The organism is Deinococcus seoulensis (assembly GCF_014648115.1).
GTDB lineage: Bacteria > Deinococcota > Deinococci > Deinococcales > Deinococcaceae > Deinococcus > Deinococcus seoulensis.
Window position 1 is genome coordinate 78,074 of sequence record NZ_BMQM01000013.1, and the last position, 16,150, is coordinate 94,223.

Sequence of the window (16,150 nt, forward strand, 5' to 3'; positions counted from 1 at the left end):
GGGCACCCCGAACCGGAATGCCCCCTCCCTTCCTGCTCTCTACGGCCTACACCCCCACTTCCCTCATACGGATTCCGTTTATTTCGTTAACAGATCGGAACACCACCGATCTGTTAACTCCACGTCCGGAACCCGCCCAGCTCCTCCTCGCATCCGCTCGGATTGAATGGTCCTTGCAGCCCATTCAATCGGAGTCCGTATCAGTTGGCGGGGCAGGCGTCCACGCCGGGGCGGGTGCCGCGGGTGAATGTGCAGCCGTAGTTGGGGTCGGCAACGGCGGGGGTGGTGACGTCGTCCCCGGCGGGTTTCACGCCGGTCGCTTCCCATTTCACAAGGTCGTTAAAGCCCTCGACGAGTTCTGCGGCCGTGAAGTCGCAGTGTCCGGGGGCGCGGACGGCGCGCTGCACGAGACGGTCACCGTTCCCGGCGGCGGTCATGGCGGCGCGGTACAACTGCTGGTGCCGGAAGGGCACGTAGAAGTCGCCGGTGGTGTGCAGGGTCAGGACGGGCACGCTGACCTCGCCGTTCACGCGCGGCAGGTAGCGGACGCGGTCCGGCAGGGCGGGGTTGGGGTCCTTGGCGGGTGTGACGCGCAGGATGCTGGCGTTGAAGGCCATCTCGGCGGGGGTGGGGGTGGCGCCGGTCGTCCAGCGGTAGGTGGTGGTGGCGTTCCCGTAGATGTTGCGGGGCAGGATGCCGGTCACGGTGCCGTCCGAGCCGCCGGTGCTGAACACGGCGCCCTGGAGGGCCGCCACGCGGAAGCCGAGGTTGAAGACGGGCCGGTCGCCGCCCGTGAGGTTGCGGGCGATCTCGCGGAGTTTGGCGCCCTGCGTGGCGTTCTCCTGCCAGAGTGCGCCGCTGTACGAGCTGAAGTTGGCGTTCAGGATGTCGGGCAGCAGGGCCTTGTACGTGTCGGTACCCTGCGGGAAGGCCTTGGGTCCCAGGCCCGCGAGTTGCGCGGCGACCAGGGTGTAGTCGCCCAGCCACTGGAATTCGTACTCCTCGTCCATGACGCCGCAGGCGGGCATCGCGGCGACGTACTTGGTTCTGTTTTTCGCGGTCTGCGCGGTTTCCTTCTCGACGGCGGCGGCGGCGACGTGGCCGCCCATGCTGAAGCCCATGATGATGTTCTTGCTGGGTTGCGCGTACTTGCCGCCGGTCAGGGTGCTGAAGCTGTTGGCCAGGGCGTTGGTGTCTTCCACGCCGGCCTGCACGTCGTAGTAGTTCGAGGAGTAGGAGCTGGCGGCCCAGGCGTACCCGAGGCTCAGCCAGTAGGCGCGCAGGGCGGGGGTCTGCACGCGCAGGTCCGGGCCGTCTCCGGCGTACCCGTGGGTGTACATGATGAGCTGCTTGTTCCAGTTGGCGGGCACCTCAATGGCGTAGGCGGCCTTGCCGCGAATGCCGTCCATGGTGCCCTGGTACAGGTCCGCGCCGGGCGTGGCGGTCAGGGTGGGCGTGATGGCCGTAAAGGTGCGGGTGTCCTGCGCGCGGGTTTCGGCGGGGACGGGCGTGCGGGAGCACGCGGCGAGGGCAAGGGCCGCGAGCAGACTGGCGTTCAGGGAACGCATCATGAGAAACCTCCGGGGGGGAGCGGGGGGCGAGGTGGGCTGGGTTGTATGAGTTCGTCCGTGATGATAGCGCCTGCCCGCGCGGGGTTGCCCGCGTGCGGGGTGGCGGGCTGGAACCATCCGGGGGACAGGTGCGTACCTGAACGCATGAGACAGAGCGGCGCAGGTGAGCGGGCAGTCAGGGAACGCGGGAACGTGCGGGGGCGCGCGTGAGGGCGCGGCGCGGGCCGGGGTGCGGCTGCCTGGGCTGCGGCGGGGGGCTGCTGGTGCTGGCGCTGCTGGGCGCGCTGGCGTGGTTCGTGGTGATTCAACCGGCGCGGTCGTTCCTGGCGAACTGGCAGACGCCCGGCGCGACCTCGCAGAGCCAGCAGCAAGGTCAGCAGCAGGGCCAGCAGACGACCCCGCAGACCGGGTCGCCGGACGGCACGGACACCGGAACCGCCGCGCAGGCCGCGCCCCTGACGCGCGCGGAGGTGCAGCAGTTCGTGCGGGTGCGCCGGAAGGTGAGCGCCGCGATGGGCAGTTCGTTCACGGGCGTGCAGCAGGTCTGGACCGACATTCAGAATGGCCAGAACCCGAACCTGTTGCAGGTGATGACGGTCCTGCGCGAGGCGGGCAGCAGCGTGGGCGCGGCCCGGCAGGCGCAGGCGGCGGCGCTGACGGCCGAGGGGATGACCCCGGAACGCTACGCGCAGGTGCGTTCGGGCGTGAACCGCGCGCTGGGCGTGCCGAACATCGATTTCGCTCAGGCGGCGCAGTCGCTTCAGAGCGGGCAACTGCCGGACCTGAACCGCGACGTGCAGACCGGCACGGCGCAGGAGAAGGCGCTGGTGAACCCCTTCCAGAAGGAACTGACGGACACGGCCGCGCTGGGCCTGCTGGGCCTGTAGTCCGGCCAGTGGCAGGCGGCGGGGGGCGCGTTCGCTTCCTGCCGCCTGCTGTTGCGCTCCCTGGCCTCCTTCTCCCTGCCGCCGCCGGTCTTCATGATTTGTTGAAGTTCATGGTCCGGAATGGCGTGACGGGGCGTTGTGTGTGCCCGCTGCCGCACTTGCCTCATGGGCCTCCGATAAGGTGAGCGTCATGAAGACTGAGCTTGATTCTGCCGTCCTGCCCGCGCCGACCGCGCAGTCCGAGGCGCTGTTCGCGCGGGCGCGCGCCGTCACGCCCGGCGGAGTGAACAGCCCGGTGCGGGCCTTCCGCAGCGTGGGCGGCACGCCGCGTTTCATTGCCAGCGCGCAGGGCGCGTACCTGACGGACGCGGACGGCACCCGTTACCTGGATTACATCGGGTCGTGGGGGCCGATGATCCTGGGGCACAACCTGCCCGCCGTGCGCGAGGCGGTCGCGGACGCCCTGCAGTTCGGCACGAGTTTCGGCGCGCCCGGCGAACGCGAGGTGCTGCTGGCCGAGCAGGTCACGCGCCTGACCGGCGTGGACCGCGTGCGTTTCGTCAGCAGCGGCACCGAGGCGACCATGAGTGCGCTGCGGCTGGCGCGCGGCGTGACGGGCCGCAAGTTCATCCTGAAATTCCGGGGGAACTACCACGGGCACGCGGACGGCCTGCTGGTCGAGGCCGGGAGCGGCCTGATGACGAACGAGGGGCACCTGGGCGCGGCGGCCCCCAGCAGCGCGGGCGTGCCCGAGGAGTACGCGCGCCTGACGCTGGTCAGCGAGTACAACGACCCGCAGGCGCTCGAGGCCCTGATGGCCGAGCGGGGGCACGAGCTGGCGGCCGTGATCTTCGAGCCGGTCGTGGGGAACGCCGGGGTGCTGGTGCCCACGCCGGAATTCCTGGCGGCGCTGCACCGCGTCAAGGATCACGGCGCACTGCTGATCGCCGATGAGGTCATGACCGGGTTCCGCCTGTCCCTGAACGGCGCGACCGGGCTGCTGGGCCTGCAACCGGACCTGATCTGCTGGGGCAAGATCATCGGCGGGGGCCTGCCGGTCGGCGCGTATGGCGGCCGGGCCGACGTGATGGACTTCGTGTCGCCGCAGGGGCCGGTGTATCAGGCGGGCACGCTCAGCGGGAACCCGCTGGCGATGGCGGCGGGCCTGGCGACCCTGACGGCCCTGGAGAACGACCCGGGCCTGTACGCGCGGCTGGACGCCTACACGGCGCAGCTGGCCTCGGGCCTGAAGGCGGCGGCGCAGGTGGCGGGCGTGCCGGTCAGCGTGAACCGGGTGGGCAGCATGCTCACGGCGTTCCATCAGGACGTCCCGGACGGGAGCGTGCGCACGTACACCGACGCGGCCCGCAGCGACACGGCCGCCTTCGCCCGCTGGTTCCAGGGGATGCTGGCGCGCGGCGTGTACTGGGCGCCCAGCCAGTTCGAGAGCATCTTCGTGAGCGGCGCACACGGCGACGCGGAACTGAACGCCACGCTGGAGGCCGCGCAGGCCGCGTACCGTGACCTTGGGGGCCGTGACCTGGGAACGCATGAACAGGGAGGCGGCGCATGACCCTCCTGACGCAGACGGCGCAGATCGTGAACGTCCTGAGCACCCACAAGGTGATCGCGGTGGTCGGCTTTCACCATGACAGCGTGAAACCCGCGTACTACGTTCCGGAGTACATGCACCGCCAGGGGTACACCATCATTCCCGTGAACCCGGCGCTGGCCGCGCGCGGCGAGAGTTACTTCGGGCACCGCGCGGTGTCCACCCTCGCCGAGATCGGGGTGCCGGTGGACATCGTGGACATCTTCCGCCGCAGCGACAAGGTGAGGCTGCACGTGCCGGACATCCTGGCGATGGCGCCGCCCCCGAAGGTCGTGTGGATGCAACTGGGCATCCGGGACGACGCCGTGGCCGCCGAACTGAGCAAGTGCGGGATCGACGTGGTGCAGGACCGCTGCCTGCTCGCGGATCACCGCGCGCTGCTGTGATACGGATTCCGTCTGTTTCGCCGACCATCCGGAACTTCACCGGATGGCCAACTCCACGCCCGGAACCCGTTTTTCTCCTACTCGCATCCGCTCGGATTGAAGGGGCTTTGCAGCTCCTTCAATCGGAGTCCGTATGACGCAGGCAGACGTGCTGGTGGTCGGCGCGGGCCTGGGCGGGCTGGCGTTCGCGCAGGACGCCGCCCGCGCGGGCCTGCGCGTGGCGCTGCTGGACAAGGCGCGCGGCGTGTCCGGCCGGGCCGCCACCCGCCGCGTGACCCTCCCGGACGGGCCGGAGGTGCGCCTGGATCACGGGGCGCGCTTCTTCACGGCCCGCAGCGACCGCGCCCGCACCCTGGCCGAGGGCGGCGTGCGGGACGGCTGGAACGCCGTGTGGACGCGCGGCGTGGCCCGCTGGCAGGCCGGACAGGTCACCCTGCCGGACGACGGTCATCCCCGCTACGCCCCCCCGGCCGGCATGAGCGCGCTGGGCCGCACCCTGGCACGCGGCCTGGACGTGAAAACGGGCGTGACCGTCACCAGCCTGGAACGCCTGAACGCCACCCAGGGCGGCGGCTGGCGCGTGCACTCGCGTGAGGGGCAGGCCTGGGACGCCGCGAGGCTGATCCTGAACGTCCCGGCCCCGCAACTCCTGGCGCTGCTGGCCACCCTGGACCCCGGCAGCCCCGACGCCGTCCCGGCCGTCCTGCACGGCCATGATTCCGGGGAGGCGGCGCGGCAGGCCGGACCGGTCACGTACGACCCCTGCTGGGCGGCCGGCGTGATCCTGCACCAGGACGTGCCCGCCGACTGGCGCGCCCTGCGGCCCGACCATCCGGTCCTGGAATGGATCGCGCGTGAGCACACCAAACGCCCGGACGGCGCGCCCCCCGCGCTGACGCTGCACGCCACGCCCGCATGGACCCGCGCGAACCTGGAACGCACGCCCGAACAGGTGCTGCCGGACCTGCTGGCCGCCGCGCAGGACATCCTCGGGCCGCTGGACGCAGCGCAGGCCTTCGCGCACCGCTGGCGGTACTCCATCCCGGCCGTCACCGCCCCCGGCCCCTGCCACTGGGACGCCGACCTGAACCTGGGCTGGTGCGGCGACTGGTTCACGCCCGACCCGCACGGCCCGCGCGTGGAGAGTGCGCTGCTCAGCGGGTGGGCACTGGCCCGCCGCGTGACCGGCACGGACTGACCACTGGGGTCAGTGGGACAGGATCAGTGGGACAGGACACGCACCCTCGCACGCATCTCAGCGGCCCGCGCCCTAGGATGCCGTTCAGCAGGACCGCCCGGCACGCGCCGGGAAAGGAGCACACCATGGGATTCCTGAAGAACCTGAAAGACCGCGCCCAGCAGGGCCTCGACGCCGCCCAGAAAGGCTGGGGGCAGTTCAACAACGCCAAGTTCGCGGACGCCGCCATGGCCGCCAGCGCCCTGATCAGCGCCGCCGACGGCCGCATCGACCCCGAGGAGCGGCGCAAGACGGCCGCGTTCATCATGAGTTCCGACAAACTCAAGGCTTTCGATGTCAGCGTGCTTGCCGCCAAGTACGACGCGCACTGCGACACCATGACCCGCGCCCCGGACTTCGGGAAGATCAACCTGCTTCAGGCGGTCGGGAAGGTCGCCAAGGACGCCGTGGAGGCCCGCACGGTCGCCCAGGTGGCCCTGCTGATCGCCACCGCCGACGGCAACTTCGACGAGAGCGAGCAGAAGATGGCGCGTGACATCATCCACGCCCTGAAGCTGCAACCCGGCGAATTCGGGCTGTAACCACAGCCGCCAGGGGGGACGCGCCGTCATGCAGGCGCGTCCCCCCTTCCTGTGGCGTTCATACGGATTCCGTTTGTTTCGCTGACAATCCGGAACTTCACCGGATTGCCAACTCCACGTCCGGAACCCGCTCTGCTCCTGCTCGCGACCGCTCGGATGGAACGGTTTTTGCCCACCATTCCATCGGAATCCGTATCAGTCGGCGCTGACCGCTTCGCGTTCCGGCACGGCGGGCAGGCCCAGCATGGCGTGCACGCTGGCGCTCCAGCCCTCGTCGTCCAGGGTGCGCCAGTGGTGCGCCCACTGCCAGCGGCGGTAGGCGTCGGCGGCGGCTTCCAGGCCACCGGCCTCGTCCAGCAGGGGGTTGGCGGGCGGGGTGCCCAGGTGGTGGCGGGTCAGGCTGCCTTCCAGGTCCGCGAGGGTCCGGGGGCCGAACGCGAACGACACGCGGCCCTGCCCGGCCCAGCGGCGCAGGTCGTCCTCGGGCGGCAGGGCGTACAGGATCAGTTCACCGCCGGGGTGCGCGTCGCCCGGGCCAGTCAGGGTGAGGCCCGGCACGTTGTCACGCAGGTACGCGGCGACGGGGCCAGTGGCGTGCGCGGCTGCCCCGGCGCGCAGGTGGTCCATGGCGGCTTTCGGGTTCAGGCGCGGGTAGGGCTGCGGGGCGGGCGGCGCGTCCAGGCGCAGGGTGGCGGGGGCGCGCAGCGCCTGCCCGTGGAATTCCAGGCGGGTCTGGCCGCGCCACTCGCTGCTCACCAGTTGCGCGGCGAGGTCGCGTTCGCCGCCGGTGTCGTCGGTCTCGTCGAACTTGATGCCGCGCAGGCCCGCCACCTTGAACTGCAGGCCGTTGCCTTTCTTGCCGACCAGGCGGGTGTCGGTCAGGGTGTCGCGCAGGTGCCACAGCGGCAGCGGGTGACCCTCGCCGAACGGTTCGAAGGTGGCGGCCTCGGCCAGCAGGTCCAGCGAGGCGCCCAGGCCAGGCAGCGGGGCGTCCAGGCGCACGCGGGGGTGCGGCGTGGGGAACTGCCGGGCGTACTCGTGAATGCGGTCCCGGAACGCGCCGATGTTGGCGGGGTCGATGGAGAACCCGGCCGCACCGGGGTGCCCGCCGTAGCGTTTGAGCAGGTCGTGGCTGAACCGCAGGCCCTGCACGGCGCTGATGCCGGGCGTGCTGCGGACCGAGCCCTTGCCCTGCGCGATGATGTACACGGGTTTGTGGTACGTCTCGAGCAGTTTGCTGGCCACGATGCCCATCACCCCGGCGTGCCAGTCGGGGTGCGTGACGACCAGGGCCGGGTCGGCGGGGTCGGCGATGCTCAATGCCTGCGCGAACATGTCGTCCTGCAACTTGCGGCGTTCCAGGTTGCGGATTTCCAGGTACTCGGCGAGGCGGGCGGCCTCGTGCGGGCTGCGTTGCGTGAGCAGGTCCAGGGCCACGTCGGCCTCGCCCATGCGTCCGGCGGCGTTGATGCGGGGCGCGAGGATGAACGCCACGTCCCGCGCGGTCGGGCGGCGGACCCGTCCGGAGTCCAGCAGGGCGCGCAGGCCCGGCAGTTCCGTGTCGGCCAGGGCGTCCAGTCCGGCGCGGACCAGGGCGCGGTTCTCCCCGATCAGGGGGGCCACGTCGGCCACGGTGCCCAGGGTCGCCAGGGCCGCGTAGGCGCGGGGTTCCGGCAGGCCGAGCAGGTCGTTCACGGCCCACAGCAGGTGGTACGCCACGCCGGCGCCGGTCAGGTTGTGCAGGTCGTGGTCGAAGTCGGTGGTCAGGCTGGGGTGCACGACCAGCGCGTCCGGGAATTCGTCACCGGGTGCGTGGTGGTCGGTCACGATGACCTGCGTGCCGTGGTCCAGCAGCGCGCGGATCTCGGCGTGGTTGGTCACGCCGCAGTCCACCGTGACGAGCAGGTCGCAGGCGGCGGCGTGTTCCGGCACGCGGTCCGGGTGCACGCCGTACCCCTCGTTCAGCCGGTGCGGGATGAAGCCGTGCACGTCGGCGTCCAGGTCCCGCAGGCCCAGCACCAGGGTGGCGGTGGCGCTCACTCCGTCCGCGTCGTAATCCCCGTGAATGCGGATGCGTTTACGCTCGCGGATGGCCTGCACGATCCGCCCGGCCGCTTCCCGCAGGGCCGGGTTGGGCGTGAGGGTCAGGGGCGGGTCGAGCAGCGCGGCGCTCAGGCCACGCCCGCTCAGGACCTGTGCGAGCGGCGGCGACACCCGCCATCGGCGCATGGTGTCCAGCAACGCCTCGCGGCTGGCGGGCGGGGCCAGCAGCCACTCGGGTTGCAGGCGCGGAAGGCCGGGCCGGGCGCTCATCCGGCCTCCCCGCTGTCCGCAGTGGTGGCCGGGACCGGCTGGGGGGCCGGGACGGGCTGGGTGGGCGGCGGGGCAGGTGCCGTGGGGTGCGGCGCGGGTTGCATGGCGGCCAGCCGGGCCTGCAGGGTGGCGGTCAGGCGGTCCTCGGTGTCGCGGCGCAGCCGGGTTTCCCGCTGGCGGCGCAGGCGTTCGCCGGTCAGGCCCGGCAACAGCAGCAGCGCCATGAACAGCGCGCCCAGCAGCAGGAACAGGCTCACGCTCACGCCGACCGACACGGTCACCTCGCCCCGTCCGGTGGGCAGGGGCAGGCGGACCAGTTCGGGGTTCTCCAGCGTGAACAGCGCCAGGTACGCGGCGATGCCCAGCAGCAGCAGCACCTGAAGGAAGGAAACGAGGCGCATGACCGTCAGTGTACCCCCCGCGCCAGGGGCACGTCCGGCGGTGAACGCCCGGCAGGTCGCTCACCCTGGGGGCACATGAACGGCGGCCCCCGTTTCCGGGAGGCCGCCGTGTCCTGATCCCGCGGGGGGAGTCAGGGGGTGGGGATCAGAAGTAGAACTTGACGCCGGCCTTCCCGCCGAAGTTGAAGCCGTCCTTGGCGTTCGTGGCCAGGCCCGTGCCGTACCCGTTATTGCTCAGGTAGTACTTGCCGTTGCCTTCCACGAAGGCGGAGATGCTGTCCGTGATGCGGTAATCCACACCACCCAGAACGTTAGCGTAGACGTCCGTTTCGGTCTGGGTGGTGTTGGTGCGCTTCTGGCTGCTGGTCAGACCAAGGCCCGCGCCGAAGTAGGGGGTCAGGCGGCTGCCGGTGTTGACGTCGTAGGTGGCGTTGACGTCACCGCTGATGCCGTTGTAGCCGGGCTGGTAGTCGGCAGCGACGCGCACGCCGACCGGACCGATCACGTTGCTGGAGCCGATGACGGCGCCGCCGCTCACGCAGTAGTTCACCTTGGCATTCTTGTCGAGGGCGTTGAGGCACTCGGCGCCGGTTGCGGAGGACTTGGCGCCCAGCGCGATGCCGGCGTACAGGCCACGGCCGCTGTTCATCATGCCGGTGTCGGTGGTGGGTTCACCGATCACGACGGTGCCGGTGGTGGGGGCGGGCGTGACGGGTTCGGTCACGGTGCCGGTGGTGCTGGTGCCAGCCGCGCCGGCGGGGCCTGCGGGGCCCTGGGGGCCGACGGGGCCCGCGGGACCGGCGGGGCCCTGGGGACCGGCGGGGATGTTACGGATGGCCGCTTCGAGGGCGTCGATGCGGGCGTTCATGGCGGCGGTGTCGGCGCTGGCGGTGCCGTCGCCCATGCCGTTGATCTTGGCTTCGAGGGCGTCAATGCGGGCCTGCTGGTCAGCGCTGAGTTTCTCGAGGTCGGTCACGCGGCTGGCGATGGCGGCCAGCTCGGTGCTGACTTCGGCCATGCCGTTGGCGACGACGGTCATGTCGCCCTGGCTCATGCCGCATTCGCTCATGGCGCCGCTCTGGAGCAGGCGGTAGAAGATCAGGGCGGCCTGGTAGCGGGTCAGGTTCTCGTTGCCGCGGAAGGTGCCGTCGGGGAAGCCCTGGATCAGGCCGCACTTGACGATCACGTCAACGGCGTCTTTGGCCCAGTGGCCGGCGGGCACGTCACTCAGGGTGACCTGTGCGGGGGCGGCGGTGGTGGTGGCGGTCTGGGCGCTGGCAGCGCCGAGGCTCAGGGCCAGGGTGGACGCGATGATCAGTGATTTGCGCATGTTGGTTCTCCTTGGGTGTTCGGTGCGGGATCTGGAACTTGTCTTCCCGGTTTCCTAGTGTTCACCGTAGGCACTGGCAGTGAGGGATTTGTGAACTTCTCTACGGTTACCCTTTGGGTCAGCCTCTCATCTGATCGCCGAAAGCCATTTATCTGCCGACATGAGAGATAAATGACATATGGGTCACTTCTCGTGAGCGTCATGGAACCGCTTCAGATCGCACTTCGTTGCATTGACGTGAGAAGTCTGTCGAAAGGTACATGTCGCCTCCTCATGAGAACCCATTCATGGGTCCGCGCCCCCCCGACCCCGGAAAACGGCCCGCACGCCCCCCGTATACTCGCCACATGAGCCAGATTCATGTCCGCGCCCAGCCCGGCGACGTTGCCCCGTACGTCCTGCTGCCCGGCGACCCCAACCGCGCCCGCCACATCGCCAGCACCTACCTGGACGGTGCCCGCGAGTACACCAGCCACCGGCAACTGCTGGGCTTCACCGGCACCTACCAGGGCGTGCCGGTCAGCGTGCAGACGACCGGCATGGGCTGCCCCAGCGCCGCCATCGTCGCCGAGGAACTCGCGCGGCTGGGCGCCCGCACCCTGATCCGCGTGGGCACCCTGGGCGGCGCGACCCCCAGCGTCGCGCCGGGTGATCTGGTGATCGCCACGGCGGCCGTCCCCAACGACGGCACCACCCGCCAGATGCTGGGCGGCGCGCCGTACGCCCCGGCTGCCAGTTTCGAGGTCGTGGAGGCCAGCGTGAAGGCCGCCCGCGAGCACGGCGCGCCGCACCACGTCGGGCTGGTCATGACCGAGGACGCCTTCTACGCCAGCACCCCCGAACACGCGCGCCTGTGGGCGGGCCGGGGCGTGCTGGGCTTCGAGATGGAAGCCAGCGCCATCTTCCTGGTGGCCGCGCAGCGGGGCCTGCGGGCCGCGTGCCTGACCGCGTGCAGCAACGACATCGGCGACCCGCAATTGGTGCCCGACGAGGTGCTGGCCGCCGGGGTGGACCGCATGGTGCACGTGGCGCTGGACGCCATCGTGACGCTCGCCGCGAACGACGCCAGGTAACGCCGGCACGCAGACCGGAGGGCCACGGCTGGAAGTTGCGCCGTGGCCCTCTGCATGGAGGCGGCGCGGCCGCACCGTTCGTGAGGCGCACTTCTGCGTGGCGGCTCTGCGTGGCGGCGTGGGCTGTGGCAGGATAACCCCATGACTCAACTCGACGAACTGGAATTCAACAACGTGCAGATCGACCAGCATGGCCCCATCGCCGTGCTGACCATCAACCGCCCCAAGGCCCTGAACGCCCTGAACGCCGACACCCTCTCGGAGATCGCGCAGGCCGTGAACATGATCATCGAGGACGCCGAGGTGGGCGCCCTGATCATCACGGGCGCGGGCGAGAAGGCCTTCGTGGCGGGTGCGGACATCAGCGAGTTCGGCGACCTGGAAGGCGTGTACGACGGCCGTGAACTGGCGCTGGCCGGGCAGGACGTCATGCATCAGATCAGCAGCCTGCCCATTCCCGTGATCGCGGCCGTGAACGGGTACGCGCTGGGCGGCGGACTGGAACTGGCGCTGGCCTGCGACGTGCGCGTGGCCGCCACGACCGCCCGCCTGGGCCTGCCGGAAACCAGCCTGGGCCTGATTCCGGGCTTCGGCGGTACGCAGCGCCTGCCGCGCCTGATCGGCACGGGCCGCGCGCTGGACATGATCCTCACGGGCCGTCAGGTCAGGGCCGACGAGGCGCTCGGCATGGGCCTCGTGAACTACGTGGCCGACAACGCCCTGACCAGGGCGCGCGAGGTCGCCGAGGCCATGCTGAAAAACGCCCCGATTGCCGTGTCGCTGGTCAAGGAAGCCGTGCGGCGCGGCATGGACACCACCCTCGAAGGCGGCCTGGAGATCGAGGCGGACCTGTTCGGCATGACGGTCGCCACCAAGGACTTCCGTGAGGGCGTGGACGCCTTCCTGAACAAACGCCCGGCGGAGTTCCAGGGTGAGTGAGCAGGGCGGCCCCTCCGACGGGAAGGGCACCCCCCAGAAGTTCCGCCTGAGCGTGCAGAGCGGCGTCGTCAGCGACGTCGAGGGCCGCGCCCAGCCCGCGCCGGGCCGTGAGGGCAGCGCCACCCCGAACGGCCAGCGGGTCGTGGAGTTCACCACGCCCCGCGCCAAGCTGATCGAGGAGGCCGACGGCGCCATCCGCGCCGACCTCGCCACGTACCCGCGCGCGCTGGCGGCGTACGAGGCGCTGCGCGGCGACCCGGAAGCCCTGGCCCACTGGGACATGGCGAACTACATCACCATGCGCAAGCTGGGGTACAACGACCACGGGCGCGTGCACGCGTTCATCACGGGCGCGGCGGGCATGGCGATCACGGAACTGCTGCTGGAAGGCGGCGTGAAACCCGACCTGATGGACAGCGGCGTGGGCGACCCGGACGACGTATTCCTGACCGTGATCCTGGGCACCATGCTGCACGACATCGGCAACCAGATTCACCGCGCCGGGCACGAGGCGCACGGCGTGGCGCTGGCCCTGCCGATCCTGGACCGCATCATGGGGCCGCTGTACCCGGACCCGTTCAAACGTACCAAGGTCCGGTCGTTCATTCTGGGCGCCATCAACTGCCACGACCTAAACCCCGCCCCGCTGACGGTCGAGGGCGGGATCGTGGCCGTCGCGGACGGCACGGACATCACCAAGGGGCGGGGCCGCAAGGCGTTCAGCCTGGGCAGCGTGGACATCCACTCGATCAGTGCGCTGGCCGTGGATCAGGTCGTCATCGAGAGGGGCCGCGACAAGCCGGTGCTGATCAGCGTGACCATGAACAACTCCGGCGGCATCTTTCAGGTCGAGGAGATCCTGGCGCCCAAGGTCATCCGCACGCCGCTGCGCCGTTTCGTGGAACTGCGCGCCACGACCCGCCCGCAGGGCGACGAGCAGATTCTCTCGAAGGTTCGCCTGGACGGCGACCACTTCGTGATGGACCTCGAAAGTGGCGAGCAGGTCGAGGTGGAGGTCATGGACTCGCAGAAGCAGGCGCAGCAGGCCGTGGCCGAGAACCTCGGCATCGGCACCGACAGCCGCTGACCTCACGCAGAAACGCCCCGGCCGGTGATCTGGTCGGGGCGTTCCTGTACTGGGTGGTTATTTCCCGGTGCCGGGCAGTGGGGTGGTGCGGGCGGGGCCGCCGTCCACGCCGCCGCTGCGGTGCGTGCCCTCTCCGCCGCTCGCGCGGCCTTCCATGTCGCTGTTGCCGTCGTTGTTGGGGGTGCCCTGACGGTCCTCGAAGTCACGGCCTCCCTGCGTGCCGTCGTTGAAGCCGGGCTGGTCGTTGGGGTTGGTGCTGTCGGCGGTGGCGGCGCCGCGCAGCAGGTCCTCGGCCGTCATCTTGTCCTGAAGCAGTTCGCCGGTGGTGCCGTCGTCTCGCACTTCCCCTTCCGGGGCGTAGTCGGAATCGTTCTTGCGGGTCATGCGCGCAGCGTACCCGGCGTACCCGCCAGAAAGGTGGGCGCGGCCGGTACGCGTTCTTCATGTACGCCCGGGGGCGGGGGGCGCGCCCTTAATGCACGCTCACCCTGTCAGCGCCTATACTTGACCGTCTATGACGAAAGAACGCATCACCATGACCCAGCGCGGGTATGACAAACTGCTCGAAACCCTTCACTTCCTGAAAACCACCAAACGCGAGGAGATCTCCGAGAACATGGGGCGCGCCATCGCAGACGGCGACCTGCGCGAAAGTGCCGCGTACGACGAGGCCCGCATGCAGCAGTCCGAGAACGAGGCCCGCATCTCGGAACTGGAAAGCCAGCTGGAACGCTCGGTGATCATCGAGGAAGACAGCAGCGGCGGCGCCGGCCTGGGCGCGAAAATCACCGTGAAAGACGCCAAGGGCAAGGAACACAAGTTCGAACTGGTCGGCACCTACGAGGTGGACGTCCTGAAGGGCAAGATCAGCGACGCCAGCCCCATCGGGAAGGCCCTGGCGGGCCGCAAGGCAGGCGAGAAGGTCACGGTGCAACTGCCCAAAGGCACCGCCGAGTTCGAGATCCTGGCCGTCGACTACGTGTAACCGGCGCTGACGGGGACCGGGGCGGATGGAGAGCGGGTCTCCCCTGTCGCGCACGAACCCGCACGATCAGCAGGTGCCCTTCCACGCGGAGCAGGGCGCCTGCTGATCGTGCGTTGAACCGGCCGCAACGCTTACGGGCGGGGTTTCAGCGCCGGTATGCGCAGTCCTCCCCGCCCGTCCCAGCCTTTGAAGGCGTAGAAGCGCCCTGGTTCGCCGGTTTTCAGGAAATCACTGAGCGGTTCGCGCATGGGTGGGGATTCGATCAGGGTCAGGGCCTCTTCCAGGGTGCAGAAGCGCGCCTCGACGATGAAGCCGTCCGGGTCGGCGGGGTTCAGCAGGCCGTCCCAGGTGGCCTCGAACGCCACGGCGATGGCGCGTTCGCCACGGCGTTCGTCCTCGATGTGCACGGTGTAGGCCATGTGCTTGATGCCCGTGAGTTTCAAACCCGTTTCCTCGAAGATCTCGCGGTACAGCGCTTCGGGGAGGGTCTCGCCGGGTTCCACGACCCCGCCGGGCAGGGTGTGGCGCACGCGGCCGTGCCCCTGCCAGTCGTTCCCGACCAGCAGCACCCGCCCGAAGCGGTCGCGCAGGATTCCGGCGGCGACCAGCAGGTCACGCCGCGCCATGCGGGGCCTCCTGGGCGTCGCGGGCGGCCATGTCGAGCAGTTGCAGTTCGCGCTGCGCGCGGGCCAGGGCCGCCACGACGGGCGCGACGTTCCCGGCGATCACGCTGTCGAGCGGGTAGTTCTTGTCGTCACCTTCGAGGCGGTGATCGGTCACGCGGTTCTGCGGGTAGTTGTACGTGCGGATCTTCTCGCTGCGGTCGCCACTGCCGACCTGCGCGGCCCGCTGCGAGCGTTCGCGTTCCTCGCGGGCGGCGCGTTCCCGCTCGGCAAGGCGGGACGCGAGGACCAGCAGGGCCTTCTCACGGTTCTTGATCTGCGAGCGGCCGTCCTGGCAGACGACCATGATCTCGTCGGGCGTGCCGGGACGGTACACGGCGCGCACGGCCGAGTCGGTGGTGTTCACGCCCTGCCCGCCGGCGCCCTGCGAGCGGAACACGTCGATGCGGACCTCGGACAGGTCGAGTTGCACCTCGTCCTGCTCGACTTCGGGCAGCACGGCGACCGTGACGGTACTCGTGTGGATGCGGCCCTGACTCTCGGTGGCGGGCACGCGCTGCACGCGGTGAACGCCGCGTTCCCAGCGCAGCGCCCGGAACGCGCCGTGCGAGCCGGGGCCGCCCGTGACTTCCGCCACGACGCGACTGGCGCCGCCCAGGTCGCTCTCGTTGGCGTCCAGGACGTTCAGGCGCAGGCCCACGCCCTCCACGTAGCGGGTGTACATGCGCAGCAGGTCCATCACGAACAGGCCCGCCTCGGCTCCGCCCGCCCCGGCGCGCAGTTCCAGGATCACGTCCCGGTCGTCGTCGGGGTCGGTGGGCAGCAGCAGCACGACCAGTTCCGCCTCGATCTCCGTCAGGCGGGTTTCGAGGGCGGGGATCTCGCTGGCGGCCAGTTCGCGCATGTCCGGGTCGGTCAGCAGTTCGCGCGCGCCGTCCAGGTCGGCCTGCACGCTGTCACGTTCGCGTAGCAGCGTGACCAGCGGCAGCAGTTCGCGGTGGCGGCGGGTCAGGCGGGCGTACTCGCGGGTGTCGGCCAGCGCGGCCGGGTCGCCCAGGGCGCGCTCGACCATGCCGAACTCGGCGGCCAGTTCCGTCAGGCGGCTCATGGGGTGGGGGTCCGGGTCGCCCCGCAGGCGTGCCCGCGCGGGCCTGCCCAGGGGGG

Annotated in this window: 16 protein-coding genes; 9 read left to right on the top strand and 7 right to left on the bottom strand. The window is 70.3% G+C overall.

Annotated elements, in window-relative coordinates:
* Positions 1-200: 200 nt before the first annotated feature.
* Positions 201-1,571, bottom strand: a complete 1,371-nt coding sequence (locus tag IEY70_RS10845) for an alpha/beta hydrolase (protein ID WP_229777842.1) — start codon at positions 1,569-1,571, stop codon at positions 201-203.
* A 206-nt stretch (positions 1,572-1,777) separates the two neighbouring features.
* Between IEY70_RS10845 and IEY70_RS10850 the strand changes: the two genes are divergently transcribed.
* From IEY70_RS10850 to IEY70_RS10870, 5 genes are all read left to right on the top strand, one after another.
* Positions 1,778-2,458 carry a hypothetical protein gene (locus IEY70_RS10850; RefSeq protein WP_229777843.1) on the top strand — a complete coding sequence of 227 codons (681 nt, stop codon included), beginning with the start codon at positions 1,778-1,780 and terminating at the stop codon, positions 2,456-2,458.
* Between the two features lie 190 nt (positions 2,459-2,648).
* Positions 2,649-4,031, top strand: coding sequence for a glutamate-1-semialdehyde 2,1-aminomutase (hemL, locus tag IEY70_RS10855; protein ID WP_189065030.1), 1,383 nt, complete (start codon positions 2,649-2,651; stop codon positions 4,029-4,031).
* Positions 4,028-4,456: a CoA-binding protein gene (locus IEY70_RS10860; protein WP_189065031.1), complete on the top strand. Its 429-nt coding sequence runs from the start codon at positions 4,028-4,030 to the stop codon at positions 4,454-4,456. The genes hemL and IEY70_RS10860 overlap by 4 nt, the downstream gene beginning before the upstream one ends.
* Before the next feature lie 133 nt (positions 4,457-4,589).
* Positions 4,590-5,654, top strand: a complete 1,065-nt coding sequence (locus IEY70_RS10865; protein ID WP_189065032.1) for an NAD(P)/FAD-dependent oxidoreductase — start codon at positions 4,590-4,592, stop codon at positions 5,652-5,654.
* Between the two features lie 125 nt (positions 5,655-5,779).
* Positions 5,780-6,235 (top strand): tellurite resistance TerB family protein, encoded by a 456-nt coding sequence (locus tag IEY70_RS10870; RefSeq protein ID WP_189065033.1) that lies wholly within the window; start codon positions 5,780-5,782, stop codon positions 6,233-6,235.
* A gap of 195 nt (positions 6,236-6,430) precedes the next feature.
* On the opposite strand, the gene IEY70_RS10875 is transcribed toward IEY70_RS10870, so the two are convergent.
* The 3 genes from IEY70_RS10875 to IEY70_RS10885 form a co-directional block, all read right to left on the bottom strand.
* Positions 6,431-8,548: a single-stranded-DNA-specific exonuclease RecJ gene (locus IEY70_RS10875; protein ID WP_229777844.1), complete on the bottom strand. Its 2,118-nt coding sequence runs from the start codon at positions 8,546-8,548 to the stop codon at positions 6,431-6,433.
* Positions 8,545-8,949, bottom strand: coding sequence for a hypothetical protein (locus tag IEY70_RS10880; RefSeq protein WP_189065034.1), 405 nt, complete (start codon positions 8,947-8,949; stop codon positions 8,545-8,547). The genes IEY70_RS10875 and IEY70_RS10880 overlap by 4 nt, the downstream gene beginning before the upstream one ends.
* Positions 8,950-9,094: 145 nt before the next feature.
* Positions 9,095-10,279: an S-layer homology domain-containing protein gene (locus IEY70_RS10885; protein WP_189065035.1), complete on the bottom strand. Its 1,185-nt coding sequence runs from the start codon at positions 10,277-10,279 to the stop codon at positions 9,095-9,097.
* A gap of 347 nt (positions 10,280-10,626) precedes the next feature.
* Here IEY70_RS10885 and IEY70_RS10890 point away from each other — a divergent pair, with 347 nt between their 5' ends.
* The 3 genes from IEY70_RS10890 (at position 10,627) to IEY70_RS10900 (ending at position 13,378) form a co-directional block, all read left to right on the top strand.
* Positions 10,627-11,352: a phosphorylase family protein gene (locus IEY70_RS10890; protein ID WP_189065036.1), complete on the top strand. Its 726-nt coding sequence runs from the start codon at positions 10,627-10,629 to the stop codon at positions 11,350-11,352.
* 141 nt (positions 11,353-11,493) lie between these two features.
* Entirely contained in the window at positions 11,494-12,291 is a 798-nt protein-coding gene (locus IEY70_RS10895; RefSeq protein ID WP_189065037.1) for an enoyl-CoA hydratase/isomerase family protein, read from the top strand.
* Positions 12,284-13,378, top strand: coding sequence for a phosphohydrolase (locus IEY70_RS10900; RefSeq protein ID WP_189065038.1), 1,095 nt, complete (start codon positions 12,284-12,286; stop codon positions 13,376-13,378). Before IEY70_RS10895 ends, IEY70_RS10900 begins: the two co-directional genes overlap by 8 nt.
* A 57-nt stretch (positions 13,379-13,435) precedes the next feature.
* On the opposite strand, the gene IEY70_RS10905 is transcribed toward IEY70_RS10900, so the two are convergent.
* Positions 13,436-13,762, bottom strand: a complete 327-nt coding sequence (locus IEY70_RS10905) for a hypothetical protein (protein ID WP_189065039.1) — start codon at positions 13,760-13,762, stop codon at positions 13,436-13,438.
* Between the two features lie 130 nt (positions 13,763-13,892).
* Here IEY70_RS10905 and greA point away from each other — a divergent pair, with 130 nt between their 5' ends.
* Positions 13,893-14,363: a transcription elongation factor GreA gene (greA, locus tag IEY70_RS10910; RefSeq protein ID WP_189065040.1), complete on the top strand. Its 471-nt coding sequence runs from the start codon at positions 13,893-13,895 to the stop codon at positions 14,361-14,363.
* Between the two features lie 131 nt (positions 14,364-14,494).
* Here the strand turns inward: greA and IEY70_RS10915 are convergent, their stop codons facing one another.
* Both IEY70_RS10915 and prfA read right to left on the bottom strand, forming a co-directional pair.
* Positions 14,495-14,989, bottom strand: a complete 495-nt coding sequence (locus tag IEY70_RS10915) for an NUDIX hydrolase (RefSeq protein WP_189065041.1) — start codon at positions 14,987-14,989, stop codon at positions 14,495-14,497.
* The gene (gene prfA, locus IEY70_RS10920) at positions 14,976-16,094 is read right to left on the bottom strand and encodes a peptide chain release factor 1 (protein ID WP_189065042.1); all 1,119 of its coding nucleotides are present in this window, start codon (positions 16,092-16,094) and stop codon (positions 14,976-14,978) included. The genes IEY70_RS10915 and prfA overlap by 14 nt, the downstream gene beginning before the upstream one ends.
* Positions 16,095-16,150 lie beyond the last annotated feature (56 nt).